Below are 26488 nucleotides of genomic sequence, written 5' to 3' on the forward strand. Positions count from 1 at the left end.
TGTGGAGCTCGGCGATCTGCCCGGCGGCGACGTGCTGGCGCGCATCCTGGAGCGGGTCAGCGGTGATCCCGGCACGGTCCGCGACGTCGCCAAGCGGTGGCGCGGCGCGGGCGGCAAGACCGGCGAGTACGTCGGCCGGCTCGGCATGTCCGTCAAGGGCGTCAACACGGCCTGGCAGGGTGATTCCGCTGACGCCTTCGACAAGTACATGAGCCGCTACTCCACGGCCGGCGGCGCGCTCTACGACGCCATGACCGACAGCGCGACGGTCCTCGACGACGTCGCCCAGGCGCTGGAGACGTCCGCCTCGAAGGTACGCGGGATCTGCGGTGACGTCCTCGACAAGGCCACCGCGTACAAGACCGCCCACCCCAAGGCCACGCAGGCGGAGTTCGACAAGGCGCTCTCGCCGCACGTCACCGACGCGGTCGAGGACGCGACGGTGCACCTCAACTCCGCCAACAAGGTCGTGAACCAGGCCGTGAAGACGATCGGCGGCCATTGGGACGACCGGGAGGCGACGTTCGCGGCCATCAAGGCGCCCGGCGACCAGACGTTCGTGCCCGGGCCGGGCCACACCGTCCACTGGGACCGGACACCGCTCCCGGACTGGCAGAAGACGTCGCTGGCGAGCGCGGACGGCAACGGCGCCGGCCCCGCCCCCGCGTCGAGCCCGGGTGGCGGGTCCCCGGCGACCGCGTCTTCCGGAGGCGGGGGTGGGGTCGCTCAGGCCGTGCCGTACGTGCCGGGCGGCGGTTCCGGGGCCGACATCGTCAACGCCGCGCGGCAGCACCTCGGCAAGCCGTACATCTGGGGCGCCAACGGCCCGAACGCCTTCGACTGCAGCGGGCTCGTCTACTACTCGCTGAACCAGGCGGGCATCAAGATCGGCGACACCACGGCGGCGGGCTACCAGGCGAGCGGGCAACCGATCTCAGGGCCGCCACAGCCTGGCGACCTCGTCTTCTTCGGCGCCCCGCCCGACCACATAGGGATTTACATAGGCGACGGCAAGATGATCCACGCGCCGCACCCGGGAGCGAACGTCAGGGTGGGAGAGGTGGCGGTCCAGCACGGCCCGATCACCTACCGGCGCATCTCCTGAACCACGCTTCTTTGGCCGTTCTTGGGCCATTTATGGCCTGACACACGCGAACCGGGGCCCGCACCTGCGGACCCCGGCTCGTCGTGATGATGCGTCGTGATCAGACCGGGACGATGTTCTCGGCCTGCGGGCCCTTCTGGCCCTGCGTGATGTCGAAGCTCACCTTCTGGCCTTCCTGCAGCTCGCGGAAGCCCTGGGTGGCGATGTTCGAGTAGTGGGCGAAGACGTCGGCGCCGCCGCCGTCCTGCTGGATGAAGCCGAAGCCCTTTTCCGAGTTGAACCACTTCACGGTGCCAGTCGCCATGTCGATCTCCCTTGATAGGCGCAGAGCTGGGACTCGCAGGTCACGAATCCCATGTCGCCGCAATGACCCATCCGGAAATGACCGGGTGAAAACAACACGCCTTTGGGGGGCAAACCCCGTCGGGCGCGCACAGAGTTCGTGGGTACCAAAACTGCAACAGCTGCCACGCTAGCACGTGGCCTCTCGTACTCCCTCATGAAAAATGGCAGATCTTGGGGGCCGCCTGGTGGAACGGAAAATCATCGGCGCTTCCCCTGGCCGGGCACCGGTTGCTCCGTCCCCGGCCGCCCGACCGCCGCCACCTCGGCGGAGAGCACGAGTAGTCCCGGCTTCGCCGCAGCGCGGGCTTATGTTAACCCGACATAGATAAATCAAAGCGGCATATCAGACGGCTCTAATGTTGCGTCGGCAGAGTTCAAGGCGTGCGGATGACCCATCGGGGCCGAATTCATCGGGGGTTCGGCCAGGTCATCCAGGATTGGACGTTGATCTCAGTGCGCTTCCTGAAGCCCCTCACCGTGACCGCCGCCGCCACCGCCCTCATCGCCCTGCCGTTCGCGGGCGGCGCCTTCGCCGACACCGCAAAGCCAGGCACCGCGAAGCCGCACCCCACCACGACGGTCACGCCGGGCCCGAAGACCACGCCGACCACCCTGCCGACCGCACCGGTGAAGACCGCCCGCCCCACCCCCACGGCTGACACCCTGTACGTGCAGGAGACCAAGCGGCGCGACCACACCTCCCTTGACGTGTCCGTCAACCCCAGCCGCGTCAAGCAGGGCGCCTCCTACGGGGTGACCATCGTCGTCAAGGGCGCGCCGGCGGGCGGCACGGCCACGATCACCAGCCCTGAGGGCAAGAGCTACCGCGTGTCGCTCGACCAGCGGAAGGTCACCAAGACCCTGACCGTGCCGGCCCACGCCAAGCCCGGCACCAAGACCGTGTCCGTCAAGGTCGGCAACCGGGTCGCCACCGCCACGTTCACTGTCGTGAGCGGCGGCGCCCACCGCGATGACCACCGCCACGAGGGCAAGTAGACCCTCGTCGCGGAATCAACCCGCGCCGCGGACCGGCCGTGTCCCCGTGGCCGGTCCCGCGTGGGCGCCGCGCCGCCGTACCAGAACAGCTGGTACGGCGGCGCGGCGCGGGATCATACGCCGAACGGCGGCGCGTACCTGATGGTGCCCGCCGGCAGCGGGCTCCCGTCCAGCGACATGGCCATCAGAGCCTCGTCCGGCACCTCGAAGGACACGCCGATGCCGTGCCCGGAGGCGATGGTGAATCCGAACCGCGGATAGTACTCGGGATGCCCGAGCACGACCACGGCGCTCTCGCCCCGCTCACGGGCCGCCTGAAGCGCGGCCCGGGTCACCGCCGCGCCCGCTCCCTGCCGCTGTACGGCCTGCGACACGGCCACCGGCCCGAGGGCCAGCGCGGACGCCTGCCCGATGTGGCAGCGGGTGAGCAGGGCATAGGCGACGATGTCGCCTTCGGGGGAGACCCCCACCCAGGACAGACCCGGAATCCAGGCCGGATCGCGGCGCAGCGCCTCGACGAGGTCGGCTTCCAGCGGGGTGGGGAAGGCCGACAGGTTCACCGCGCGGATGGCAGCGGCGTCTTCGGGCGTTTCCGCCCGCAGTGTGATGTTCAGCGGTGTGATGTTCAACGGAACCCTTCATCGGAAGAGAGGGCTCCCGCGGAGAACGGCCGAGCTCAGCGGCGTTGACCGGCTCCCGGGCAGCCCATAAGGACAGGGGAGGAGATGCCGCACACAGCGGCCACCCAACGGGCGGTCATACGCTCCTCGCTCCTTTCCCTACTCACCGGCGCCTCAGCCGTCGTTCAACCGACGTTGATCAATGTACCGCATACGCCGTCCGAACCATGCAGATGGTCAGGTTTCGTCGTCCTGCAAGGAGCGGTGCAGGCGGCCGCTGGCGGCGTTCATGTGGCCGCGCATGGCCGTGACGGCCGCGGACGGCGAGCGCTGTTCGATCGCGGCCAGCACCGCCGCGTGTTCGGCGATGGTGGTCTGGGTCTCTCCTGCCTCGTGGATCGCCCGGCGGATCCAGACCCGCAGGAGCGAGCGGATGCTGCCGAGAATGTCGTCGAGGACCGAGTTGCCTGCCGCGTGCGCCAGCGTGAGGTGGAAGGCGACGTCCGCTTCCACGAAGGCCGTGCTGTCCTTGGCGGCGCGCATGTCGGCCAGGTGCGCGCGCAGCTCCTCGACGGCCGCGGCGTCGGCGCGTTCGGCGGCCAGCTCGGCGATCACCACCTCGATGTGCTTGCGGGCCTCGATGAGGTCGAGCACCTGGGGCTGGCCCAGCATGAGACCCCACTCGATGGCGCTGGGCAGCAGGCTGGACGTGCTCTGCCTGAGGTAGGTCCCGTCTCCCTGGCGTACCTCGATGATGCCGAGCACGTCCAGGGCCTTCAACGCCTCCCTGACCGTGGAGCGTCCGACGCCGAGCGTTTCGGAGAGCTGGCGCTCGGACGGCAGCCGGGTGCCCGGCGCGAGGTGGCCCGAGAGCAGCTGCGAGAGCAGCTGCCTGGCGATGTCGACCACTGTGCTCTCGCGCTGGGGCGCGGCCAGGGAGATGGACGCCGTCTCCGCTCTCCCCGCGCGCCTGGGCTTGCCTTCGGACTCCGCCACGATCTTCCCTTCCCCATCAGCCCGAAGGCGTTGTCAGCCCTGAGGCGTCGTCGGCCGGCGGGGCTCATTGACCAGCAGCCCGAACGCATCCGCCACGTCCACCAGGGTTCGCACGTCGCCCACGTTCCCCGGCACGACGGCGTAGGAGAGCGTAGCCCCGCCGGATACGCCTATCTCCCAAACGGCCACGCCGGGCCGCAGCGGTCCCAGCACTCGCGCGTGGTCCGCCCCCAGCCCGTCGCGCGCGACCTGCGCCGAGGTGATGCCACCTTTGGCGATCACCGCGGTGAGGTGCGGACGGAGCGAGGTCACCGTAGCGCACAGAGCGGCCATGACCTTGGCGCCGTGCCCGAGCGTACTGTGCCGGGAGTGCCTGACCCGCTCGCTGGCGACGAGGGCGACACTCCGTTCGGCGAGATCGACGCGGGCGAGTCCGGCGACCCGGTGGCCCTCCGCCTCGGGCTCCGACAGGGCGGCCTGGGTGGACACCGTACGTACAGGAACGCGGAGTTCGGTGGCGAGCGCGGCGAGTTGCGCGCCGCTGGCCTCGGTGTGGGATCCGCAGACGACCAGCGTGCCGCCTGGACGGCGGCGCAGCGGCCGGTCGAGCAGGCCGTCGGCGAGGCGTCCCGCGCGCATGGCCGCGAGGGGCGCGGAGCAGCGCAGGACGACGGGAACGCCCGCGGATCGGGCGGCGTCGATCGAGGTGGAGATGGTCGCCAGGTCGGTGTCCGTCTCCACGTCGGGGACGACGACCGCGCCCGGTGCGGCCCGGCGCAGCACCAGGTCCAGGCCGCCGCACCGTACCGTCTCAAGAGGGACCGTCGTCGCCTCGCGCCCGCCGGCCTCCCTGACCCACTCCGCCATCGTCCTGGCCGAGTAACCGAAGACCGGATCGGTGGCGAACTCGGTGTCGGCGGCCACCATCCAGCGGCCGTCCACCATGACCCGGTGAACCCCGCCGAGCGTGGCCCGCCCGATGGCCGGATAGGCCGGGACGAACACCAGCACCCCGTCGGCCGCCCCCAGCGCGTCGGCCTCGGCGAACACGTGCCCGCGCAGGGTGGAGTCCCCGCGCAGCACGTACTCGGCGTCGTCGCCGCACCTGTCGTGGAGGCGGTGTACCAGGCTCACGGCCTGGCTCTCCTCCATGGCCCGGGTGTTGGTGAGGATGTAGCACGACTCGTCGGCGGGGAGTTCGGCTTCGAGGTCGAGCAGCACCGGGACGCCGGCCGCCGCCTGGGTGCCGGTCGGATCGTCGTCCAGGACGATGACCCGGCTCATCGGACCGGGTCCCGCTCTGTCAGTTCCACGCGGACGCCGTTCGGCTCCGCCAGCAGGAAGCAGGCTCGCCGGCCCCGGCCGCCCATGAAGATCGGGGCGCTCCGCTGCCCCGGCAGGGTCGCGAGCGTGGTCTCGATGTCGGGAACGCTGAAGCAGACGTGGTGCAGTCCCTCGCCGCGTTCCCGCAGGAAGCGGGCGACGGGCCCGTCCCTGAACGGCTGCACGAGCTGGAGCATGACGTTGCCCGCGTCGAGGTACGTGAGCCGGACCCCGGGATCGTCCGCCTGCTCGTCGCCGATCACCTTCATGCCCAGCCGTTCCACATAGAAGGGCAGGGCCTGGTCGGCGTCGTGGACGGCGATCCCGACGTGGTCGACGTGGTCGAAGTCAGCCAAGTTCCCTGACCTCGCGCAACCCGGTCCGCAGCGCCGCCTGGTAGATCCACAGGTCGCCGCCGTACGCGAGGATCCTGAACCCGCGGTCGACCAGCATGGCGGCCTCTTCCTTGCTCCCGGCCATGAACCCGGCGAACTTCCCGGCGGCCCGCGCCGCCTTGGCCACCCGGTCGAGCGCCCCCAGGTAGTCGGGATGGTCGAACTGTCCGGGAATGCCCATGCTGTTGGTCAGGTCGAAGTGGCCGACCCAGAGCACGTCCACGCCGTCCACCTCGGCGATCTCCGCCACCGACTCCAGGCCGGCGACGGTCTCGATCTGGGTGATCACCATGGTCCGGGCGTTCGTGTCGCGCATGTAGGCCACGTTGTCGGTGGCGGCGTAGTCGTCGTGCGCGACGCCGAAGGCCGCCCCGCGTACCCCGTCGGGCGGGTACTTCGCCCAGCGGACCACGTCCCGCGCCTGGTCGGCCGAGTCCACCATCGGGACCATGATCCCGCGCGCGCCGGCGTCCAGCGCGCGGGAGATCTGGGTGCGCTCGGCGGTGGGGACACGGATGTACGGCTCGACGCCGGTCGGCCGGGTGGTGGCCACGACCCGGCCGAGGGTCTCCCACCCCCAGCCGGTGTGCTCCGCGTCATAGATGACGAACTGCGCGCCCGCGCCCGCCACGAGCCGGCCGATGCCCGTGGTCGCGAACTCGAAGACGAAGGTGCCGAGGACGAGCTCTCCGCTGTGGAGTGCCTGCTTGATGGGACCGGTCAACGGAGGACCTTTCTGGAGAGACGGGGATGATCGAGTGCCGCCGGGTTGACCGGGTATGCCGGCGCGCGCCCGGCGGCGACGTCGAGCGCGGCCTGGATGGCACCGCGCCCATTGCCCAGCGCGAGCTGATCGGTCCAGGCGACGGCGTGCGGGCTGAGCAGCACGTTGTCCAGGGCCAGCAGCGGGTCGGCCGCGTCGGGCGGCTCGACCTCGAACACGTCCAGCGCCGCCCCCGCGATCCGCCCCTGGGTGAGCGCCTCGGTGAGCGCGGCCTGATCGACGATCGGGCCCCTGGCCACGTTCACCAGGTACGCGGTCGGCTTCATCCCGGCCAGCCGCCCGGCGTCGATGAGGTGGTGGGTCTCGGGGGTGAGCGCGCAGGTGATCACCACGAAGTCGGTCTCGGCGAGCAGCGTTTCGAGATCGACGAGCGTGACACCGGCCGCCGCCGCCCGCTCGGGATCGGCGTAGGGGTCGGCGGCGAGCTGCCGCATGCCCAGCGGAGCGCACAGCCGCGACAGCTCGCGGCCGATGTTGCCCCAGCCGACCAGGCCGACCGTCCTGCCGGTGACGCCGGTCCCCATGTAGTCCAGCTTGTCGTGCCACCGCCCCGCGCGTACCAGACGGTCCTTCTCGCCGAGCCGATGGGCGGCGGCGAGCAGCATCGTCAGCGCCGACACCGCCACCGGGCCGCGTACGCCGTCGGGCGTGATGGTGACCAGCACGCCGTGCCGGGTACACGCCTCGACGTCCACATTGTCGTAGCCGACACCGAACCGGGCCACCAGGACCAGCCGGTCGGCGCCCTTGAGCGTGTCGGCGGTGACTCTGGGGGTCAGGACGATCAGGGCGTCGTACCCGCGTACCGCGTCTGGCGGGATGTCGCCGTCCACGGCCTCGATGAAGTCCCATTCGACGCCGTCGGCTTCGTCGAGCGCGGACAGGCCGATGTCGCCCCAGCCGATCCGCCCGTCATCTGTCAGGAAGTCGCGGGTCAGGCCAATCCTGAAGGGCATCAGTTGGTTCCTCCTGGGGTTGTTGCTCGCGGTGAGAGTCCTGCGGGCGAGATGAGGATCGCGACGGACGGCGCGGTCAGGGCCGTCGTCTCGGTGCCGGGTGGGTGCTCTTGTACGACCGTGCCGCCCGCGGCGCCGTCGCCGGTGATCGTCGTGACGGTGTGGCCACGGGTGTCGATGCGGACGGGTCCGCCGCCATCCAGTGCCACCGCCAGGACGAGCTGTCGTCCGTCATGGTGTACGGCCAGGCCGACCAGCCCCGCCGGCAGCGCGGCGTCGACGAGCCGGCCCCCGGCGAAGGGGCGCAGTGCGGCGAGCACATGCCACAGGCCGGACGGCATGCCGGTTCGGTGGTTGCTCGCGGAGGTGCCGGCGGTCGCGGTGGTGTCGTGGCCGCTCGGTGATGTGCTGGTGGCCTCGCAGGCGTCGACGGAGATCGTGGTGGCTCCGGCGGTGGCGAGGGTGGCCAGGGCGGCGGCCGTCCACGCCGTACGGAAGATGGCGGACGGTGCGGGGTCGTGAGGGTCGCGAGGGGCGGCGAAGCCGAACACGGGGAGCAGGCCGATCGGGCCCACGTGCACGGGCAAGCCGTGTTCGGCGGCCTGCCGGACGAGCAGCGGGTGGACTGTCAGGGTCTCCCGCGCGCTCGCCTCGTCGTCGTGGTGGGTCTGGGCCGCGATGGGGAAGCAGACCAGGTCGAGCAGGTCGGACGGGAGGGACTCGGCCCGGTTCAGCTCGGCGAAGTGGGCTCGGCTGCCGCCGCCGATCCGGACCGGGGTCCCGTGGAAGGCTCGGCGGGCGGCTGCGGCGAGTTCGCGGGGCGTGCCGTGCCTACGGTCGAACAGCAGGAGCGTGCCGAGGGCCGGGAGATCACGCAGCGCGACCACCTGGGCGGGGGACGAGCAGACGGCGCTCAGCGTGAGTGTCGCCCCGGTTGCCTCGGCGGCGGCGGAGAACCGGTCGGCCACCTCGTGCCATCCGGGCTCGTCCAGGTCCACGGTCCCGTGCAGGAACGCGGCCCCGGTCGGCTCCCGCCCGTCCACCGGAGGCCGTCTCAGATACAGCCCGATCGGAGGGAGCGTGCCTTCGGGCGGCTGCTCCCGTTGGGAGCGCGGCTCGGCGAAGGGGAAGGCGCCTCCGGGAGGTGGTTGGGCGCCTTCGGGAGGTGGCTGTGGCGCTTGGAGTCGTGCCCGTGCCATCGCGCCATCGCGCCCCCGAACCAGGCGCGGCAGGGTGACCGTCAGGTGGAGGTGCTGGTGGACGCGGTCGCCGCGCCGTACCGCCACCGGTAGCCCCAGCCCGAGCGGCGTCCCATAGGTCTTGTACCCCGCGTCGCTCCAGTTCCGGTGATCCTCGGTCTCGAAGGTTTCGCCGGCCAGCTCGATCGTGACGAGCGCCGCGCCGTCCCGGTACCGCATCGTCCGGATGCCGGTGAAGACCTGGCGCGGACTGATCCGCTGTGGGAACTCCCCGGCGGCCAGGCCGTTGATCTCCACCGGGGTCCCCGCCAGGTGCGGGGGGTGGATGAGGCACAGGCCGATCCGGGCGCGCTCGAAGTCGCGCTCCGCCCTTCCGTCGAACATGAACGTGAGTGAGTCGCCCGCGACGGTCGCCGTGCCTCGCCAGCCGAAGTCCGAGCCGTGCCGGACCCAGAGCGAGGTGCCGCCCGCGCCGGAGTCGGCCCGCAGCAGCCGCCCCGGCACGGTCATCCACCGGCTGTCCCTGACCATCACGCCCACCCGGCGCAGCAGGTGCAGGCCGCCGAGCCGTACCCGGTCCAGCTGCGGACCGGCGAGATCGAACGAGACGGTCATCGCTCACCCTCCCGGGTCATCGCTCGCTCTTCCGAAGGGTGAGCAGGCTTTGGGCGGTGCGCGGGTAGGAAGGAACGGCGCTCAGTGCGGAGAGCTGGGCGGGTTCCAGCCGTAGGCCGGAGGCGGACACGCTGGTCGCGAGCTCGGCGGGGTCCTCCGGTCCGATGACCGCGCTGGCCACGGCGGGGCGGGACAGCAGCCAGGCCAGGGCCAGGTGGGCGGGCGGGTGACCCCATTCGGTGGCCAGCGCTTCCAACTGCCCGGCCGTGGCGAGGTGTTCGGGCGAGAAGCCGCCACCGCCCCAGCGCCGCTCCCCGCTGTATTCCCGGCCGCCGGTCCCGGCCAGCAGGCCGCCGTTCAGCGGGCTGAACGCGACCAGGGACAGCCCGAGGCGCAGGCAGGCGGGGACCAGCTCAGCCTCCGGCGTGCGGTCGAACAGGTTGTAGCGGACCTGGGCGCAGACCGGGCCGTGCAGGCCGCGGGCCGAGCAGATCCACAGGGCCTGGACGGTCTCCCACGCGGGATAGGTGGACAGCGCGGCATAACGCGCCTTGCCCTGCCTGACCAGGTCATCGAGCGTGGCGAGGGTCTGTTCGAGCGGAGTGTCGGGGTCGGGGTGATGGGCGTAGTAGAGGTCCACGTGGTCGGTGCGGAGTCGTCGCAGGCTCCGTTCGAGCTGCTGGATCAGGTGCCGTCGCGACAGGCCCCGGTCGTTGACGCCGGGCCCGACGCTCTCGCGGGCCTTGGTCGCCAGCACGACCTCGTCCCGCCGGCCGCCCAGCGCCCGGCCGAGTATCTCCTCGGCCGACTCGCGCTCGGTCCAGGGCGGCACGCCGGGCCGGTCGAACTGCGGGCGGTTGCCGTAGGCGTTGGCGGTGTCGAAGAAGTTGATCCCATGGTCCAGCGCGCCGCGCACGAGTCCGGCGGCGTCGGCGGCCCGAGGGGCCACCCCGAACGTCGCCGTCCCGAGGCAGAGCCGCGACACCCTGATGCCCGTCGGGCCGAGCAGCGCGTAGTCCATGACATGGGACGGTACGTCGCAAAAGCGGCATTGGTCAACCGGTTGACCAATCGCGCAACACCGATGTAACGTGCGCCACACCGGCCCTCTTAAAACGATTCAGATCGGCTGTGGGCCTGCGAAGGGAAGTGGTCAGGACCATGCCCAGCCTGTCTCCGTACGGCCTCACCTGCGAGTTCCTCGATCAGCCACTCGGTGTCGACGAGACCGCGCCCCGCCTGTCCTGGAAGCTCAGCTCCGACGAGCACGGCGACCGCCAGACCGCCTACCGGCTCATCGTGCGTGCCGGAGACCAGGTCGTGTGGGACACCGAAGGCTCCGCCGAGCTCCAGGTCGCCTACGGCGGAGCGCCTCTCCTGCCCTCCACCCGTTACGACTGGTCGGTGGAGGTACGGAACGCGTGGGGAGCCGCGGCCGGCCGTACGGACTCGTGGTTCGAGACGGGGCTCATGGGCGGCTGGAGCGCGGCCTGGATCGCCAGGGACGGCCGCGCACAGCCGGTCTTCGAGCCCCCGGTCGAGGACGACCGCTCGTTGAACGCCCGCAAGCTGACCTCGTGCGCCCACCTCCGCCGGGCCTTCGACCTCGTTGAACGCCCGGTGCGGGCGCGGTTACACGCCAGCGCCCGCGGCCTGCACCGGTTCTCGCTGAACGGCACGCGCGTCTCCGACGACGAGCTCGAACCGGGCTGGACCGACTACCGTCACCGGATCAGGTACCGGTCCTATGACGTCACCGCGCAGGTGCGGTCCGGCCCGAACGTCCTGGGAGCGCTGCTCGCCGACGGCTGGTGGAGCGGTTTCGTCGGCATGGACCCGCGCAAGGCAGGCAAGCTGTACGGCGACGCGCCCGCCCTCATCGCCCAGCTCGTGCTGGACTTCGCCGACGGCTCCCGGCAGGTGATCGCCACGGATGAGACCTGGCGCGAGTCGCCGGGACCGCTGCGCCACTCCGACCTGCTGATGGGCGAATACTACGACGCCCGCGAGCGGCTGGACGGCTGGAACGCTCCCGGCTACGACGACACTGCTTGGGCGCCCGTACAAGTCACCAGCGCGGACACTTCCGAGCTGGTCTGGTCACGCAGCACCCCCGTGCGGGTGGTCGAAGACCTCCCGACCGCGCACGTCCTGCGCGGACCCGGCGGCGAGACCATCGCCGACCTGGGCCAGAACATGGTCGGCCGGGTCCGGCTCACCGTCCACGGCGCCGAGCGCGGACGGCGGATCCAGCTCCGCCACGCCGAGATGCTGGAGGAGGACGGCGGCCTGCACCTGGCGAACCTGCGCCGCGCCGAGGCCACCGACGTCTATGTGTGCGGCGGCGACCCCGTCGAGGTGTACGAGCCCGCCTTCACCGTCCACGGCTTCCGCTATATCGAGATCACCGGGTTCGACGGGCGGATCGAGGTCACCGGGCGGGTGCTGCAGAGCGAGCTGCCGTGGACCGGCACGTTCGCCTGCGACGACCCGCTGGTCAACCGGCTGCACGAGAACATCCGCTGGGGCCAGCGCGGCAACTTCGTCTCGGTGCCCACCGACTGCCCCCAGCGTGACGAGCGGCTCGGCTGGCTGGCGGACGCGCAGGTCTTCCTCCCCACGGCGGCCCGCGGCGCCGACGTCTCCGCCTTCTTCGCCGACTGGATGGAGGACGTGCTGACCGGGCAGGACGCCGAGGGGTCCTTCCCGGACGTGGCGCCGAAGGTCTGCCTGACGGGGGACGGTGCGCCGGGCTGGGGAGACGCGGGGGTGATCGTCCCCTGGACGCTCCACCGCCTGTACGGGGACCGCCGCGTGCTGGAGCGCTGCCTGCCCGCGATGGCCGCCTGGGTGGACCACATCGAACGGCACAACCCTGACCTGATCTGGCGCCGCCGTACCGGACGGAACTACGGCGACTGGCTCCAGATCGGCGTGGACACCCCGCGCGACGTGCTGGCCACGGCCTACTTCGCGCAGTCGGCCACGCTCGTCGCCGAGGCGGCGCGGATCCTGGGCCGGCCCCATGAGCGGTACGAGAAGCTGGCCGCCGCGATCAGGAAGGCGTTCAACCAGGAGTTCGTCGCGCCGGACGGCCGCATCCACGGCGACACCCAGACCTGCTACCTGCTCGCCCTGGAATTCGACCTGGTGCCCGCCGAAGCGGCCGCCGATCACCTGGTGCGCGCCCTCGCCGAGCACGACGGCCATCTCACCACCGGCTTCCTCGGCGTCGCGCTGCTCTGCCCGGTGCTCACCAGGATCGGCCGCGCCGACCTGGCCTACGACCTTCTCCACCAGGAGACCTTTCCCAGCTGGCTGTTCTCCGTCAGGCACGGCGCCACGACCATCTGGGAACGATGGGACGGCTGGACCCCGGAACGGGGCTTCCAGGCGGCCACCATGAACTCCTTCAACCACTACAGCCTGGGCGCCATCGGGGAGTGGCTCTACGGAGGAGTGGCCGGGATCGGCCAGACGGCGGACTCATCCGGGTACGCCGGTCTGGTGATCCGCCCGCACCCAGGGGGCAGGCTCACCTGGGCCCGCGCCGTGCAGGAGACCGCTCGGGGGCGAGTCGAGTCCGCATGGTCGGTGACGGACGGCGTGCTCACGGTGGACGTGCTGATCCCCCCGGGGACGGACGCCACGCTGCACGTTCCCACCGGCGATCCCGAGGCGATCGAGTCAACCGCCCACGTCACCGTCCTCGAACGGCGTGACGGGACGGTCGTGTGCTCGGTGGCCTCCGGACACCACCGTTTCTCGGCCCCCTGGGCCGCACACGAGAGGACAACGCCTTGAACACCCCCACGCGCCGTGACTTCCTCCGCACCGGCGGCCTGGCCGCCGCGGCGGTGACGCTCAGCTCCTGCGGCTGGGGCCGGACGGACTCCGCACCGGCGAGCGGAGGTACGGCCGGCGCGAGCCTGAAGGTGTGGGACCAGTTCACCACCTCCCCGCAGAACGAGACCGTCAAGAAGGTCTACGACCTGTTCAAGGGCGCGACGATCACCCGTACCTCGCAGACCGGCGACCAGCTCACCACGGTCGGCAAGACCGCACTGGCCTCGGGCACCGGGCCCGACGTCATCTACTACCAGGTCGGCGCGGGCAACGCCGGGGTGCTGGCCAAAGCGGGACTGATCAAGCCGCTCGACGACGTCGCCGCCAAGTACGGCTGGCTGGACCGGCTGACACCGTTCGCGATCAGGGAGGCGTCGCTCGGCGGCAAGCTCTACGGCCTGCCCGACGAGTCGGAGAACACCGTGCTGTTCTACAACAAGACCCTCATCGACAAGGCGGGCCTGACCGTCCCCGAGACCTTCGAGGAGCTGCTGACCTTCGCCTCGGCCGCCGCCAAGAAGGGCTACACGCCCATCGCGTACGGCCAGTCGGACGTCTACCCGAGCTGGTGGGCCTTCTCGATGATGGCGAACAACCTCGCGGGCGCCCAGCCGATGGGCGAGCTGATCTTCGACAACAAGGGCACCTGGAACACCCCGCAGCTGGTGGAGGCGATCAAGCTCTTCTTCGTCGACCTGGTCAAGGCCGGCGGGTTCATCAAGGACCTCAACTCGCTCGGCGGCCCCGACGCCCAGTCGCTCTTCCTGGCCGGCAAGGCGCTGATGAACCTCAACGGCACCTGGGCGGTCGGCACGATCGAGAAGGAGATGCCGGGCCAGGAGATCGGCATCATGGCCATGCCCTCGGTCAACGGCGGCCCGCGCGTCTATCCCGGCGGCATCGGCTCGGCCTACTACATCTCGGCCAAGAGCAAGAACGCGGACGTGGCCGCCCAGTTCCTCGACTCGCTCTACCAGCCGGAGGCGGTCCGCCTCTGGGTCGAGGGCGCCAAGATCTTCCCGCCGGTGCCGTTCGACTCCGCGGGCTGGAACCTCAGCCCGCTGCAGAAGCTCGCCATGCAGGCGGCGCAGACCGGCGGCGGAGATGCCAAGACCAACATCGGGTACGCGGTCAACCACGGCCTGGCCTCGCCCGGCTTCCTCAACGCGATGACCAGCGGCTTCCAGGCCGTGGTCGCCGGGGACAAGACCCCGGCCAAGCAGGCGGAGGAGCTGCAGAAGGCGTGGGAGGCGGGAGTGACCTCATGACGCTCACCCTGCCGGACACCCGCCTGGTCAAGCGGGCCCATCCCACCGCCCGGCCGCAGGGCCGGACGCTCGGCTACCTCTTCCTGGTCCCGGCCGGGCTGCTGTACGCGGGCTTCATCCTGTGGCCGCTGGCCCAGTCGGTCTACCTGAGCCTCACCGACTGGGACGGCGCCAGCCCGGAGAAGCGGTTCGTCGGCCTGGCCAACTTCCAGCGGATGCTGGGAGACGGGCTGTTCTGGCGCGCGCTCGGGCACAACCTCGTCTGGGTCGTCGTGGGCACCGCGTTGACGATGGGCGTGGCGCTCCTGCTGGCCATGTTCGTGTGGAACAGGCCGCGCGGCTTCACGGCGCTGCGCACGATCTACTTCATGCCGCAGGTGCTGCCCGCGATCATCGTCGGCATCGTCTGGAGCTGGATCTACAACCCCGCTTTCGGCATCCTCAACCGGGCGCTGGAGGCGGTGGGGCTCGACTCGTGGACCAGGGGCTGGCTCGGCGACCCGACGTTCGCCCTGTACGCGGTGATGGCCGCCTCGGTCTGGGCCACCGTCGGGCTGGCATTCGTGATCTTCACTGCCGCGTTGCACAACGTGGACACCGACCTGCTCGACGCGGCCCGGATGGACGGCGCGAACGGCTGGCAGCGCTTCCGGCACGTGGTGATCCCGCAGTTGGCCAACGCGATCACGCTCGTCACCGTGCTGCTGCTCGTCCACGGTTTCCAGGCGTTCGACCACGTCTGGATCATGACCAAGGGCGGGCCGGACAACGCCACCCAGCTCATCGCCACCTACACCTACCAGAAGGCGTTCATGGAGAACGAGGTCGGCTACGGCTCCACCCTGTCGCTGGTGCTCACCGTGATCTCGCTGCTGGTGTCGATCGCGGTGGTCCGGGTCAGGGAGCGCGCATGACGATCACCGTGAAGACGGCTCGGTATCTGATCCTCCTGCTGTTCGCGCTGCTGTTCCTGATGCCGTTCCTGTGGATCTGGTTCTCGGCGCTGAAGAGCACGTCGGAGATCAACCAGGACCCGTTCGGCATCCCGTCCGCGTTGCACTGGGAGAATCTCGCCGAGGCGTGGACGACCGGCCGGTTCGGCTCCTACATCGGCAACTCGGTGCTGTACGCCGCTTTCGTGGTGCCGCTGGTGACGGCGTTCTCCTGCCTCGCGGGGTACGCCCTGGGCACGCGCAGGCTGCCCGGCGAGCGGCTCATCTTCGGCGCCTTCCTGCTCGGCATCATGATCCCGTTTCAGTCGATCATGATTCCGCAGTATTACCTGGTCAGGGACCTGGGCATCCTCGGGACGTACTGGGGGGTCATCGTGCCGAGCGTCGCGCTCGGCCTCGCCTTCGGGGTGTTCCTGATGCGCGCGTTCTTCCGCGGGCTGCCCGAGGAGATCTCGAACGCCGCCCGGATCGACGGTGCCACCGAGTGGCGGGTCTTCACCCGCATCATCCTGCCGCTGGCCAGGCCCGGCATCATCACGCTCGTCGTGCTGCAGTTCATGTTCACCTGGAACATGTTCCTGATCCCGCTGCTGTACGGCCAGGACGAGGGGCTGCGCCCGATCTCCACCGGGATCATGTTCTTCGTCGGCGAGTACAGCGTGGACCGGTCGATGATCGCGGCCGGGGTGACGCTGGCGAGCATCCCCATCATCGCCCTCTATCTCCTCCTCCAGCGGCACTTCATCCAGGGCATGACCGCCGGAGCGCTCAAGTGAAAGGTTCGGTTATGAGGTTGGCAGGCAGGAAAGCCGTCATCACCGGCGCGGGCGGCGCCATGGGCAAGGTGTTCGCCCAGGTGCTGGCCAGGGAGGGCTGCGACGTCGCCGGGCTGGACCTGGCGGCCGAGGGGCTGGAGCTGTTCGGCGCGGCCGTACGTGCGACCGGGCGCGAGGCGCTGGAGCTCAAGGCCGACATCACCGACCTCAACGCGACGCTGAGCGCGGTCGACGAGGTGACCCGGGCCTGGGGCGGGGTCGACATCCTGGTCAACAACGCGGGCGGCGGCATGGTGCGGCCGTTCCATGAGATGACCGCCGACGAGTGGCGGCGGATGGTCGACGTCAACCTGACCAGCGTCTTCAACGTGACCCGCGCGGTCGTGCCGTCGATGCTGGCGCGCGGCGGCGGGCGGATCGTGAACATCGCCTCCATCGCGGCCCTGCGCGGCGGGCGCCTGGTCCGGCACGCGAGCGGTTACGCCGCCGCCAAGGCGGGCGTGGTCGGCCTGACCAAGGCCCTGGCCATCGAGTACGCCACCGACGGCATCACGGTCAACTGCATCGCCCCCGGCGCCCAGCAGACGCCGGGCCGCGACCGGGACACCCCCGAGCAGCGGGAGGCCCTGCTGGGTCAGATCCCCACAAGGACGCTCGGCCGTCCGGAGGACCTGGCGGAGAGCATCGTGCACTTCTGCCTGCCGTCCGCCGCGTACCTGACCGGCGTCATCCTGCCCCAGGACGGAGGTCACGCGATCTGATGTCCATGGAACAGGGCAAGGCGAAGTACGACGAGGTGTACGGCGAAGGCGCCGCCGACCGGCTGCTGGACATGCTGTCCGGGCCCGGCGCCGACCTCGGGCGCTACGGCGTGGAGTTCAATTTCGGCGAGATCTATTCGCGCCCCGGCCTGGACCTGCGGCAGCGGCAGATCGCCTCGATCGCCTCGCTGGTCAACATCGGTGGCGTTGAACCTCAGCTCACCGGGCACATCAACGCGGGGCTCAACGTGGGCCTCACGCCCGGCGAGATCGTCGAAGTGATCATCCACTGCGTTCAGTACGCGGGGTTCCCAAGGGCGATCAACGCGATCAATGTGGCGAAGAAGGTCTTCGAACAGAGGGGTGTGGCGTGAGATGCCGACCGTCGTACTGATCGGGACGCTCGACACCAAGGGCGAGGAGTACGCCTGGCTGCGCAACCGGCTGGTGGAGCTGGGCAGCGACGTGCTCGTGGTCGACACGGGAGTGCGCGAGCCCGGCGTCAATCTGCTGCCCGACGTCTCCAACGAGCGGGTGGCCGACGCGGCCGGAGGTGACCTGCGGGCGCTCCAGGAGGGGGGCGACCGCGGGGCCGCCGTCACCGCGATGGGTGAGGGCGCGGCGGTGATCATGGCCGAGCTGCATGGGGCGGGCCGGGTCGACGCGGTGCTGGCCGTGGGCGGTAGCGGCGGGTCGTCGATCGCCGCGCGGGCGGTCCGTGACCTGCCCATCGGCCTGCCCAAGCTGATCGTGTCCACGATGGCCTCGGGTGATGTGTCGCCTTACGTCGGGGCCAGGGACGTCACGCTGATGTACAGCGTGGTCGACATCGCGGGCGTCAACCGGGTCTCGCGGGCGATTCTCGGCAACGCGGCGGCCGCCGCGTCGGGCATGGCCAAGGCGCACCAGCTGGCCAGGGCGGTGCGGACCGCGCAGAGCGAGGATCGGCCGCTGATCGGCGCGTCGATGTTCGGCGTGACCACGCTCGCCGTGGACGCGGCGCGCGAGCGGCTGGACGAGCTCGGCTACGAGGTGCTGGTCTTCCACGCGACCGGATCGGGCGGCCGGGCGCTGGAGGGGCTGGCGGCGAGCGGGCTGCTGGCCGGGGTGCTGGATCTGACCACCACCGAGCTGGCCGACGAGCTGGTCGGCGGGGTCCTGTCGGCGGGTCCCGAGCGGTTGACGGCGGCGGGCGCGCACGGCGTGCCGCAGGTGGTCGCCCCCGGCGCCCTGGACATGGTCAACTTCGGCCCGCGCGACACCGTGCCCACGCGGTTCGCGGACCGGCTGCTGTACGTGCACAACCCGACCGTCACGCTGATGCGCACCACGCCGGAGGAGATGGCCGAGCTGGGCGCTCGGGTGGCGGCCAAGCTCAGCGCGGCGACCGGCCCGACGGAGCTGTTCATCCCGCAGCGGGGCGTGTCCGCCCTGGACGCGCCGGGCATGGACTTCCACGACCCCAAGGCCGACGAGGCCTGCTTCGAGGCGCTGGCCATCTTCCCCGCGACCCAGCGGCTCGACCTGCACATCAACGATCCGGAGTTCGGCCGGGCGATGGCCGAGCGGCTGCATCGCCTCATATCGGAAGGGGATCCCTCGTGACCAGGCAGGAGGTGCTGGCCAGGCTCCGCCGTACCGTCGCGGAGGGGCGGCCGGTGATCGGCGCCGGCGCGGGCACGGGCCTGTCGGCCAAGTGCGCCGAGGCCGGCGGGGTCGATCTGATCATCATCTACAACTCCGGCCGTTACCGGATGGCCGGGCGCGGCTCGCTGGCCGGGCTGCTGCCCTACGGCGACGCGAACCAGATCGTCGTCGAGATGGCGTCCGAGGTGCTGCCCGTCGTCGCCGACACCCCGGTGCTCGCGGGCGTCTGCGGCACCGACCCGTTCCGGGTCATGCCGCGCTTCCTCGACCAGCTCGCCGCGATGGGCTTCGCGGGCGTGCAGAACTTCCCAACCGTCGGCCTGTACGACGGGGTCTTCCGGCAGAACCTGGAGGAGACCGGCATGGGTTACCGGCTGGAGGTGGAGATGGTCCGGCTGGCCCACGAGCGCGACCTGGTCACCGCCCCGTACGTCTTCGACGAGGACCAGGCCCGCGCCATGGCCGAGGCCGGCGCCGACGTCCTGGTGCCGCACGTCGGGCTGACCACCAAGGGCAGCATCGGCGCGGGCACCGCCCTGACCCTGGACGAGGCCGTGACCCGGGTGCAGGCCATGCGCGACGCCGCGGCGGCCGTCCGGCCCGACATCCTCGTGCTCTGCCACGGCGGCCCGATCGCCGAGCCCGACGACGCCGCCTATGTCCTGTCGCGCACCCAGGGCGTGGTGGGCTTCTTCGGCGCCTCGTCCGTCGAGCGGCTGCCGACGGAACGGGCCATCACCGAGCAGGTACGAGCCTTCAAAGCAGTCAACTTCTGAGGAGCCGCCATGCACGTCAGTCCGGACACCGTGCCCACGATGGCCTTCGACTGGGGGTCCATCAAGTGGTTCGTCACCCCGTCGGCCATCGAAGGGGCGAGCAGCACGCTGGGCGAGGTCATCATCAACCCCGGTCAAGGGCATGCCCGGCACAACCACCCGAACGCCGAGGAGATCATCTACGTCATCTCCGGGGAGGCGTCGCAGATGGTCGACGACGGTGAGCCGTTCCCGATCAAGGAGGGTGACACCGTGCACATCCCGGCGGGCGCCTACCACTCGACGTTCAACTCGACCTGGCGGCCGTTGCGCCTGATCGTCACGTACACGCCCGGCGGCGAGGAGAAGGCGCTGGAGGGCGCGCCCGACCTGCATCTGCACGAGCCCGGCAGCGTGGCGGAGTGGCGTCAGGCCTGAAGAGTCCCGGTTCGAGGTGATGCCCCGCGGCCGGGCGGCCGGCCGCGGGGCATCGTTCTTCTCGGGCGGCCGCTACTTGGCGGCGAAGTCCTGGGTCCAGTAGATCTGGCCCCGGGAGTTCTTGGCCGCGCCGACACCGATGAGGTTGTACTTGCAGTTCATGATGTTGGCCTTGTGGCCCGCGCTGTTCATCCAGCCGGTGACCACGGACGCCGGGGTCGGCTGGCCCATGGCGATGTTCTCGGCCCAGCCCGTTCCGCCGGTGAAGCCCGCCGCGCGGATGCGGTCCAGGAAGCTGCGGCCGTCCTGCGAGGTGTGGTCGAAGTAGTTCTTGGCCGCCATGTCGGAGGAGTGGCCGAAGGCGGCCGTGCGCAGCTGGGCGTCATGCTTGAGCGGCTTGCAGCCGCCCTTCGCCCGCTCCGCGTTGGTCAGCCGGACGACCTCGTTCTCGTCGGCCGTGCCGACCGTGTCCGTCGTCGGCGCGCTGGTGGTCGTGGGGGTGGCCGTCGGCGACGACGTGGGCGACCCTGTGGGCGACGGTGTGCCCGTCGGGGTGGGCGTAGGCGTGGTCGGCGTGCAGGACGGCAGCCGGACCGGCCGGGACTTGCCCGTGTTGCCCTGGTAGTCGGTGACCGACGCGTAGTAGACACCGGGGGTGCACGGCAGCGCGACGGTGACCCGCGGGCTGACGCCCCTGCCCGACGCGCTCTTGACGATCCGGTCGGGGCCGGGCACCGCGCGCTTGATGCGGACGCGGACCAGGGCGGTGCCTTCGCAACCGCGCCGGGTGGCGGAAACCTGGATCTTGCCGGCGGTGGTGACCTGCGGCTTGGCCACGGTCACGCGACATGCGGTTGGCGGCACCGTTGCGGCGTCGGCCGTGGCGATCGGCGCACCGAGGGCTGCCAGGCTCACGAGACCCGCGAGTACCCCAAGGGGTCTACGCATATGGGTGTCCTCCGTATGGAGTGGACGGTGGGTGGGCGTTCCGCATTCTGTCGGTGCCAGGTGCCCTCTGTCATGAAATTTCGGACATCAAGCTGTTACCTGGGTAAACCAGAGGGGATCCTGAGGCGTCGGGAACCCCTGCTGACATAGGCCTTTCCGACCGGAATCCAGGTCCGGGATTTTTTTCGGGGAGACAGCCGTTCGGTCACGCTCGGTAACCGATGGGATCTGCGCCGTGGCGTGCGTACCGGCTTGACACGGCGGGCCCCGGCCGCCGGAACAGATCGAACTTGGGGGAGATGGCGGCGGAGTTCTCAGCCGCTCCGCCCCTGTTCACGGGGCTGTCCGAGCGTGGGATGGCTATTTAGCGGCGCTTGACGTGGTAATCCGTATGGCTAACACTTGCTAGTGAAATAGGGGGCAGGTCACGTTCAGTGCGCCTCCTGTTTCTCCATGGGACGCCTTGCCGGACGGCTCCGCGCTCCTCGCATCCCCAAAGGAAGTCAGCATGGAGATCTGGATCAACCCCGACTGCTCCAAGTGCCACTCCGCGCTGCAACTCCTCGACACCGAGAACGCCGAATACACCATTCGCCGCTACCTCGATGACCCGCCCAACGAGCTCGAACTCCGCGAGGTGCTCACCCGGCTCCGCCTCGAGCCCTGGGACATCACCCGGTTCGGCGAGACCACCGCCGCCGACCTCGGCATCGCCGACTGGCCCCGCGACGCCGCGAACCGCAATCGCTGGATCAAGGCGCTGGCCAGCCACCCGATCCTCATCCAGCGCCCGATCATCACCGCCGGAGACGGCGCGGCCGTGGTCGGCCGTACGACGGAGGCCGTCCGCTCCGTGCTTTCCCGCTCCTCCTAGCGGCTCAGCCCGCACCCCAGATCCGCCGGTCAGGGTCCGGGGCGGGAAGTGCGGACAGCACGGTGGTCACGTTGTCCCAGTCGGCGACCTGGACCCGGTCGGCCATGAGCCGCAGGCGCTTGGGGATCTCGTGATGGGCGTCCTGCAGATGGTCGATGCCCTCGATGATCTGGCTCGTCACGGCCTCGTATCCCATGCCGCCGCCTTCACCTTTGAAGAACATCGTCCCTTCCTTGCCGCCGCCCCAGAAATTCCCGATGGCGTTCAGCTCCGCCGCCACCGCGTTGACGAATTCGCCGAGGTCGTGTTTCTCGGTGTCGAAACCCCCGGCGACGGACCTGAGATGGCCCGGATAGATCTCCATCGGGAGGCGCAGCCGTATTCCGGTGGGTAGCGCGCCGGGATCGTCGAGGACGTCGCGGTTCGCCTGATAAATGCTCTCCCAGAGGGCGCCGTTCTCGAAGAGCTGCTCGGCGATGTCCCAGAGCGATTCGTCAGGAGCGACGGTAACCGTTTCCGGCCGCTCCGGCGGCTTCGGGTCAGGGTCAGGAGCCATGCGTCACCCCGCGGGTTTGTGGGCCATCGTGAAATAGAGCAGCATTCTGCCGAGCGTCTGTTTCCAGGTGGGGATGAGGTCCGTGCCGCTCTCCCCATTCATGGCGTCATACGAGACGCCGTACACGGATCCGCCCGCCATGCGGCTGATGAAGTACTGGACGTCGGCGTTCTTGCTCGCCGCCCTGGCCACCGGCATGGCGGCGTCGAACGCGCCATAGAACGCGACCGAGCCGGCGAATTCCTTGAGCGCCTGCTTCGCATTGTCGCCCCACGACCCCGCGTCCTCACCGCGCGCCGCTTTCACCCCGGCCACCACGCTCACATCTCCGACCGCGAAGAAAGCGCTGCCGATGCTGTATTCGGTGAGCTTGCTGAGCAGAATCCGGGCGATGTTGTGCTCAAGCAGTTTCGACAGCAGTCTCGCCTTGGCCCGGTTCATGAGAATCTCGGTGATCTTGTAGGCGGCGCCGGCCTGCCAGGGAAAGGTGGTGATGAAGATGAAACTGGCGAAATTCGCGAGGGCGAGCGTCCAGTACGCGTGCTGCGCCGTTTCGATGATCTCCGCGTAATCCTCGCACGCCTTGGCATTCTCCCGGCAGCGGTGGGCGAGCTTGTCGGCGTAGCCCACTTGTGGCGGGTTCGGATAGAGCCCGGCGGTCACCGCCGTCTTGAACGCCTCGACGCCGGCGCCGCCGTTCCGTTTCCACACCGCTTCGGCGAACGGATAGGTCCGGTCCGGACTCTGCTCCATCCGGTCCGCGAGCCGTGTCCAGACGGCGGCGGCCTGGCGCGCCTTGGCCGGATCGCCGTCCGGGTAGGGGACGGCGAGCATCTTGAACACGAAGGCGGCGATGCCGACCGTGCCGAAGCCATAGATCGCCGCGCGGGTGGGATTGATGCCCACCGGAGGTCAGCGCTCGTTCCGGGGCCGGCGCCCCGGAGTCTGGCCCAGGTCCAGCATGGTGTCCGCGATGAAGGGGTCGACCAGGTCGGTCATCCCCTCCGCCGTGTTCCGCGCCGCCGCGCCGGCCGCCTCGAGGACCGCGGCGGCCAGCTCGTCGGAGCCGAGCCGCATGGCACGCGGATCGATCGTGAGGCCGACGAGCTCTCCGGTGGACGAGGTCTCGGCGACCACCCGCCCGTCCGCCGCCTCGCCCCGGCCGCGCACCTCGGTGATCTGGTCCCTGAGCCGCTCCACCTGCGCGACGTCGGCGTCGAACTGATCCAGCAGCCTCTCGATCTCCGGGTCGCCGCTTCCCCGGAGCGCGTCGGCGGGCGAGGTCATGCGGTCTCCTGGCCTGACATAGGTTCGTCCCTCCCCGTAGATCGTAAACCTATAGGCCATATTATCTATAGGAAATAGGGGATTCGTCCTGGCTGTCACCGGCAGAAGCCGAACACCTCCGTCGTCACCAGGGTGACGTTGGAGGTGATGCCCGGGCGCGCGCTCCCGTTGCGTACCGAGATGCCGGTCTGCTTCATCTGCGGGTTGAGGATGTTCTGCCGGTGGGAGGCGCTGCTCATCCACCAGCGCACCGCCGCCCGGGGCGTCGCGTACGTGGTGCCCCAGCCGGCGTAGACGTTCTCCAGCGCCTGCCACGTGCCCGAGGGGCAGTAGCCCGCCGCGCGTATCCTGCTGCCCACGGTGGACCCGGTGCTCGGGTTGACGTGCCAGTTGGCGCCGTCCACCCACCACTTCTGCTGGATGGCCGCCTTCACGTGCGCGTCGGCCGCGTTGAACAGCCGCAGGGTGTCCTCCACCGGGGCGAGCCCGGCCTTCGCCCGTTCGGCGTTCACCAGGCAGCGGATGCTGCCTGAGGCGAACCCCTCGTTGAGCGCGACCGCGGCCTTGATCCGGCTGTCGGTCCAGTCCGGATACTGCTGCCGGTACCACTGGGGCGTCCGGACGGTGTCGTCGGCGCCGCTGCACGCGGCCGCCGCCGATCTCGCCGCCGATCCCGCCGACGCCGCCGAGGCGGGTGCCGTGGCCGTGATCAGCAGGCCCAGCGACAGTAGTGACGCCGCGGCAAGCTTCTGCATGCCCATGGTCGTTTCTCTCCTCATGTCGGGATTTCTCGTCAGTCCCGACTGTGCGATCCGTGGGCGCGGACCGCATGAGTAGGCCGTACTCAGGGCAGCCAGCTCACCCGGCCGTGCAGGGCGGCATAGCCGGCGAAGGCGACGGCGTCGATGAGCGTGTGCGCGACGATGAGCGGCATGGCCCGGCCCCAGCGCTGGTACAGGCGGCCGAACACCAGCCCCATCACCACGTTGCCGACGAAGCCGCCGAACCCCTGGTAGAGGTGGTACGAGCCGCGCAACAGCGAGGCCGCCACAACGGACTTCCAGGGTGTCCAGCCCGCCTGTCCCAGCCGGTGCAGGAGCCACCCGCTGACGAGCACCTCTTCCAGCACGCCGTTCTGCGCGGCGGCCAGCAGCAGGACCGGGATCCGCCACCACACGTCGGGCAGCCCGCCGGCCACCACGTTGAGGTTGATCCCGGCGGCGTACACGGCCAGGTAGAAGGCCAGCCCCGTCCCGCCGATCGCGGCCGCGAGCAGGGCGCCGCGCACCAGGTCGCGCCGGGGCTCGCGGAGATCGACGCCGATGGTCCGCATCGACTCGCCGGAGCGGACCAGCAGGTAGGCGACGAGCCCGACCGGGGCCACGGAGATCGCGACGTCGACGAGCTGCAACGTCAGGTCCAGCCAGGGCCGTCCGGGAGCCAGTGATCCGACGAGTACGGCCTGCTGCCCCTTCAGCTCCCGGGGCGCCGTGAGCGCGCCGATCAGCCGGACGAGCGCCACGAGGGCGCTGGCCCCCAGCGAGACGGACAGCACCACGAAGATCTCGGCCCGGATCAGTCTCGGTCCGAGGGTCAGGGGCGGCACGGCGGGGGACTGCGTGGTCATGGCCGCAGAGTAGCCGGAAGCCGGTAAAAGGAGCCTCAGCGCGGGCGCCTTCCGGCTGACGCCCCGGCGGATGATCGCCAGGTGGGAGCTCACCGGATCGACCGGTCATCCGCGGAAGGTAGCCTCGCACCGCAGGCCCGGGGGCACTTGAACTGTGAAGCTTGTGTTACGTCTACGTTATCCCCTTCGCTTGACACCGGAAATGTTAGCGATAACACTCGCGGGATCGGCTGTCTCCCACGACGCGTGGGCAGCCCCCATTTCCGCAAGGAGCAATATGAGATTTCCACGATTCGCGGCCGTGGTCTCCGTCCTGGCGCTAGCCACGGTCGCGACCGCATGTGGCTCGGCTGAGAAGACGGTTGACCAGCAGGCGGCCGCCAGCGCCTCCGCAGGCACGGCGGGCGCGCTGGTGGGCGTCACCATGCCGACCAAGTCATCGGAGCGCTGGATCCACGACGGCGACAACGTCAAGGCCGGGCTGGAGAAGCTTGGTTACAAGGTGGACCTGCAGTACGCCGAGAACGACATCCCGACCCAGGTCAACCAGATCGAGAACCAGATCACCAAGGGCGCCAAGCTCCTGATCATCGCCTCGATCGACGGCACGGCCATCACCACGCAGCTCCAAGAGGCCGCTGACAAGAAGATCCCGGTCGTCGCCTACGACCGGCTGATCCGCAACAGCCCGAACGTCGACTACTACGCCACCTTCGACAACTTCAAGGTCGGCGTGCAGCAGGCCACGTCGCTGCTGGTCGGGCTGAAGCTGCTGAACGCCGATGGCTCCGCGGGCAGCGCCAAGGGCCCGTTCAACGTCGAGCTGTTCGCCGGTTCGCCCGACGACAACAACGCGACGTTCTTCTTCAACGGCGCCATGTCGGTGCTCAAGCCGTTCATCGACAAGGGCACGCTCGTCGTCAAGAGCGGCCAGACGGACTTCAAGACGGTCGCCATCCTGCGCTGGGACCCGGCCACCGCGCAGAAGCGCATGGAAGACCTGCTGACCAAGACCTACAGCGGCGGCACCAAGGTCGACGGCGTCCTGTCGCCCTACGACGGCCTGTCGATCGGCATCCTGTCGGCGCTCAAGAGCAACGGCTACGGGACCTCCGGCCAGCCATACCCGATCGTGACCGGCCAGGACGCCGAGCTGGCGTCGGTGAAGTCGATCATCGCGGGTGAGCAGTACTCCACCATCTACAAGGACACCCGGCAGCTCGCCGACGTGACGATCAAGATCGCCGACACCGTCCTCAAGGGTGGCAAGCCCGAGGTCAACAACACCAAGGACTACGACAACGGCAACAAGGTCGTGCCGTCCTACCTGCTCCAGCCGCTGATCGTCGACAAGACGAACTACGAGAAGGAACTCGTCGACACCGGCTACTACACCAAGTCCCAGCTGGGCTGACGAC

The 26488-nt window shown here is 69.9% G+C and carries 28 protein-coding genes; 13 read left to right on the forward strand and 15 right to left on the reverse strand.

What is annotated here, in order from left to right:
- The first annotated feature begins 1 nt into the window (after nt 1).
- Nucleotides 2-1105 (forward strand): NlpC/P60 family protein, encoded by a 1104-nt coding sequence (locus ACGFNP_RS50780; protein WP_393330586.1) that lies wholly within the window; start codon nt 2-4, stop codon nt 1103-1105.
- 100 nt (nt 1106-1205) lie between these two features.
- Here the strand turns inward: ACGFNP_RS50780 and ACGFNP_RS50785 are convergent, their stop codons facing one another.
- Entirely contained in the window at nt 1206-1409 is a 204-nt protein-coding gene (locus ACGFNP_RS50785; RefSeq protein ID WP_219533118.1) for a cold-shock protein, read from the reverse strand.
- Between the two features lie 485 nt (nt 1410-1894).
- Between ACGFNP_RS50785 and ACGFNP_RS50790 the strand changes: the two genes are divergently transcribed.
- A complete protein-coding gene (locus ACGFNP_RS50790) occupies nt 1895-2446 on the forward strand; it encodes a hypothetical protein (protein ID WP_393330589.1) in 552 nt (183 codons plus the stop codon).
- 113 nt (nt 2447-2559) lie between these two features.
- Here the strand turns inward: ACGFNP_RS50790 and ACGFNP_RS50795 are convergent, their stop codons facing one another.
- The 8 genes from ACGFNP_RS50795 to ACGFNP_RS50830 all read right to left on the reverse strand — a co-directional run bounded on the left by ACGFNP_RS50795 (nt 2560) and on the right by ACGFNP_RS50830 (nt 10355).
- The gene (locus ACGFNP_RS50795; protein WP_393330592.1) at nt 2560-3075 is read right to left on the reverse strand and encodes a GNAT family N-acetyltransferase; all 516 of its coding nucleotides are present in this window, start codon (nt 3073-3075) and stop codon (nt 2560-2562) included.
- A gap of 228 nt (nt 3076-3303) precedes the next feature.
- Nucleotides 3304-4062 (reverse strand): FadR/GntR family transcriptional regulator, encoded by a 759-nt coding sequence (locus ACGFNP_RS50800; RefSeq protein ID WP_393330594.1) that lies wholly within the window; start codon nt 4060-4062, stop codon nt 3304-3306.
- A gap of 33 nt (nt 4063-4095) precedes the next feature.
- Entirely contained in the window at nt 4096-5346 is a 1251-nt protein-coding gene (locus tag ACGFNP_RS50805; protein WP_393330598.1) for a four-carbon acid sugar kinase family protein, read from the reverse strand.
- Nucleotides 5343-5741, reverse strand: coding sequence for a VOC family protein (locus ACGFNP_RS50810; RefSeq protein WP_393330601.1), 399 nt, complete (start codon nt 5739-5741; stop codon nt 5343-5345). Before ACGFNP_RS50810 ends, ACGFNP_RS50805 begins: the two co-directional genes overlap by 4 nt.
- Nucleotides 5734-6504 carry an HpcH/HpaI aldolase/citrate lyase family protein gene (locus tag ACGFNP_RS50815; protein ID WP_393330604.1) on the reverse strand — a complete coding sequence of 257 codons (771 nt, stop codon included), beginning with the start codon at nt 6502-6504 and terminating at the stop codon, nt 5734-5736. Before ACGFNP_RS50815 ends, ACGFNP_RS50810 begins: the two co-directional genes overlap by 8 nt.
- Nucleotides 6501-7520, reverse strand: a complete 1020-nt coding sequence (locus tag ACGFNP_RS50820) for a hydroxyacid dehydrogenase (RefSeq protein ID WP_393330607.1) — start codon at nt 7518-7520, stop codon at nt 6501-6503. Before ACGFNP_RS50820 ends, ACGFNP_RS50815 begins: the two co-directional genes overlap by 4 nt.
- The gene (locus tag ACGFNP_RS50825; protein ID WP_393330610.1) at nt 7520-9334 is read right to left on the reverse strand and encodes a hypothetical protein; all 1815 of its coding nucleotides are present in this window, start codon (nt 9332-9334) and stop codon (nt 7520-7522) included. Before ACGFNP_RS50825 ends, ACGFNP_RS50820 begins: the two co-directional genes overlap by 1 nt.
- Before the next feature lie 16 nt (nt 9335-9350).
- Nucleotides 9351-10355: an aldo/keto reductase gene (locus ACGFNP_RS50830; RefSeq protein WP_393330613.1), complete on the reverse strand. Its 1005-nt coding sequence runs from the start codon at nt 10353-10355 to the stop codon at nt 9351-9353.
- Nucleotides 10356-10495: 140 nt separating this feature from the next.
- Between ACGFNP_RS50830 and ACGFNP_RS50835 the strand changes: the two genes are divergently transcribed.
- Genes ACGFNP_RS50835 through ACGFNP_RS50875 form a run of 9 tightly spaced genes read left to right on the forward strand, consistent with a single transcriptional unit; the run spans nt 10496 to nt 19778 of the window.
- Nucleotides 10496-13138: a family 78 glycoside hydrolase catalytic domain gene (locus ACGFNP_RS50835; protein ID WP_393330615.1), complete on the forward strand. Its 2643-nt coding sequence runs from the start codon at nt 10496-10498 to the stop codon at nt 13136-13138.
- Nucleotides 13135-14448 carry an ABC transporter substrate-binding protein gene (locus ACGFNP_RS50840; protein WP_393330617.1) on the forward strand — a complete coding sequence of 438 codons (1314 nt, stop codon included), beginning with the start codon at nt 13135-13137 and terminating at the stop codon, nt 14446-14448. Before ACGFNP_RS50835 ends, ACGFNP_RS50840 begins: the two co-directional genes overlap by 4 nt.
- On the forward strand, nt 14445-15362 hold the full coding sequence (locus ACGFNP_RS50845) for a carbohydrate ABC transporter permease (protein WP_393330618.1): 918 nt from the start codon (nt 14445-14447) through the stop codon (nt 15360-15362). Before ACGFNP_RS50840 ends, ACGFNP_RS50845 begins: the two co-directional genes overlap by 4 nt.
- Nucleotides 15359-16177 carry a carbohydrate ABC transporter permease gene (locus ACGFNP_RS50850; RefSeq protein ID WP_393330620.1) on the forward strand — a complete coding sequence of 273 codons (819 nt, stop codon included), beginning with the start codon at nt 15359-15361 and terminating at the stop codon, nt 16175-16177. Before ACGFNP_RS50845 ends, ACGFNP_RS50850 begins: the two co-directional genes overlap by 4 nt.
- A gap of 11 nt (nt 16178-16188) precedes the next feature.
- A complete protein-coding gene (locus tag ACGFNP_RS50855; RefSeq protein WP_393330623.1) occupies nt 16189-16938 on the forward strand; it encodes an SDR family NAD(P)-dependent oxidoreductase in 750 nt (249 codons plus the stop codon).
- On the forward strand, nt 16938-17312 hold the full coding sequence (locus ACGFNP_RS50860; protein WP_358320037.1) for a carboxymuconolactone decarboxylase family protein: 375 nt from the start codon (nt 16938-16940) through the stop codon (nt 17310-17312). The genes ACGFNP_RS50855 and ACGFNP_RS50860 overlap by 1 nt, the downstream gene beginning before the upstream one ends.
- A gap of 1 nt (nt 17313) precedes the next feature.
- Nucleotides 17314-18543 carry a Tm-1-like ATP-binding domain-containing protein gene (locus ACGFNP_RS50865; RefSeq protein WP_393330626.1) on the forward strand — a complete coding sequence of 410 codons (1230 nt, stop codon included), beginning with the start codon at nt 17314-17316 and terminating at the stop codon, nt 18541-18543.
- Nucleotides 18540-19361 (forward strand): phosphoenolpyruvate hydrolase family protein, encoded by an 822-nt coding sequence (locus ACGFNP_RS50870; RefSeq protein ID WP_358320031.1) that lies wholly within the window; start codon nt 18540-18542, stop codon nt 19359-19361. Before ACGFNP_RS50865 ends, ACGFNP_RS50870 begins: the two co-directional genes overlap by 4 nt.
- 9 nt (nt 19362-19370) lie before the next feature.
- A complete protein-coding gene (locus tag ACGFNP_RS50875; protein WP_214640920.1) occupies nt 19371-19778 on the forward strand; it encodes a cupin domain-containing protein in 408 nt (135 codons plus the stop codon).
- 72 nt (nt 19779-19850) lie between these two features.
- On the opposite strand, the gene ACGFNP_RS50880 is transcribed toward ACGFNP_RS50875, so the two are convergent.
- On the reverse strand, nt 19851-20726 hold the full coding sequence (locus tag ACGFNP_RS50880) for a CAP domain-containing protein (RefSeq protein ID WP_358320028.1): 876 nt from the start codon (nt 20724-20726) through the stop codon (nt 19851-19853).
- Nucleotides 20727-21234: 508 nt separating this feature from the next.
- Between ACGFNP_RS50880 and ACGFNP_RS50885 the strand changes: the two genes are divergently transcribed.
- On the forward strand, nt 21235-21600 hold the full coding sequence (locus ACGFNP_RS50885) for an ArsC/Spx/MgsR family protein (protein WP_214640918.1): 366 nt from the start codon (nt 21235-21237) through the stop codon (nt 21598-21600).
- A gap of 4 nt (nt 21601-21604) precedes the next feature.
- Here ACGFNP_RS50885 and ACGFNP_RS50890 read toward each other — a convergent pair whose 3' ends face one another.
- From ACGFNP_RS50890 to ACGFNP_RS50910, 5 genes are all read right to left on the reverse strand, one after another.
- The gene (locus tag ACGFNP_RS50890) at nt 21605-22156 is read right to left on the reverse strand and encodes a hypothetical protein (protein ID WP_358320025.1); all 552 of its coding nucleotides are present in this window, start codon (nt 22154-22156) and stop codon (nt 21605-21607) included.
- A 3-nt stretch (nt 22157-22159) separates the two neighbouring features.
- A complete protein-coding gene (locus ACGFNP_RS50895) occupies nt 22160-23062 on the reverse strand; it encodes a hypothetical protein (RefSeq protein WP_393330632.1) in 903 nt (300 codons plus the stop codon).
- Nucleotides 23063-23068: 6 nt separating this feature from the next.
- Nucleotides 23069-23443: a YbaB/EbfC family nucleoid-associated protein gene (locus ACGFNP_RS50900; RefSeq protein WP_358320020.1), complete on the reverse strand. Its 375-nt coding sequence runs from the start codon at nt 23441-23443 to the stop codon at nt 23069-23071.
- A gap of 95 nt (nt 23444-23538) precedes the next feature.
- Entirely contained in the window at nt 23539-24222 is a 684-nt protein-coding gene (locus ACGFNP_RS50905) for a CAP domain-containing protein (protein WP_393330635.1), read from the reverse strand.
- A gap of 65 nt (nt 24223-24287) precedes the next feature.
- On the reverse strand, nt 24288-25070 hold the full coding sequence (locus tag ACGFNP_RS50910; RefSeq protein WP_358320016.1) for a CPBP family intramembrane glutamic endopeptidase: 783 nt from the start codon (nt 25068-25070) through the stop codon (nt 24288-24290).
- Between the two features lie 277 nt (nt 25071-25347).
- Here ACGFNP_RS50910 and chvE point away from each other — a divergent pair, with 277 nt between their 5' ends.
- Nucleotides 25348-26484: a multiple monosaccharide ABC transporter substrate-binding protein gene (gene chvE / locus ACGFNP_RS50915; protein ID WP_358320013.1), complete on the forward strand. Its 1137-nt coding sequence runs from the start codon at nt 25348-25350 to the stop codon at nt 26482-26484.
- Nucleotides 26485-26488: the final 4 nt, after the last annotated feature.

The sequence above is a fragment of the Nonomuraea sp. NPDC049269 genome (assembly GCF_043197155.1).
GTDB lineage: Bacteria > Actinomycetota > Actinomycetes > Streptosporangiales > Streptosporangiaceae > Nonomuraea.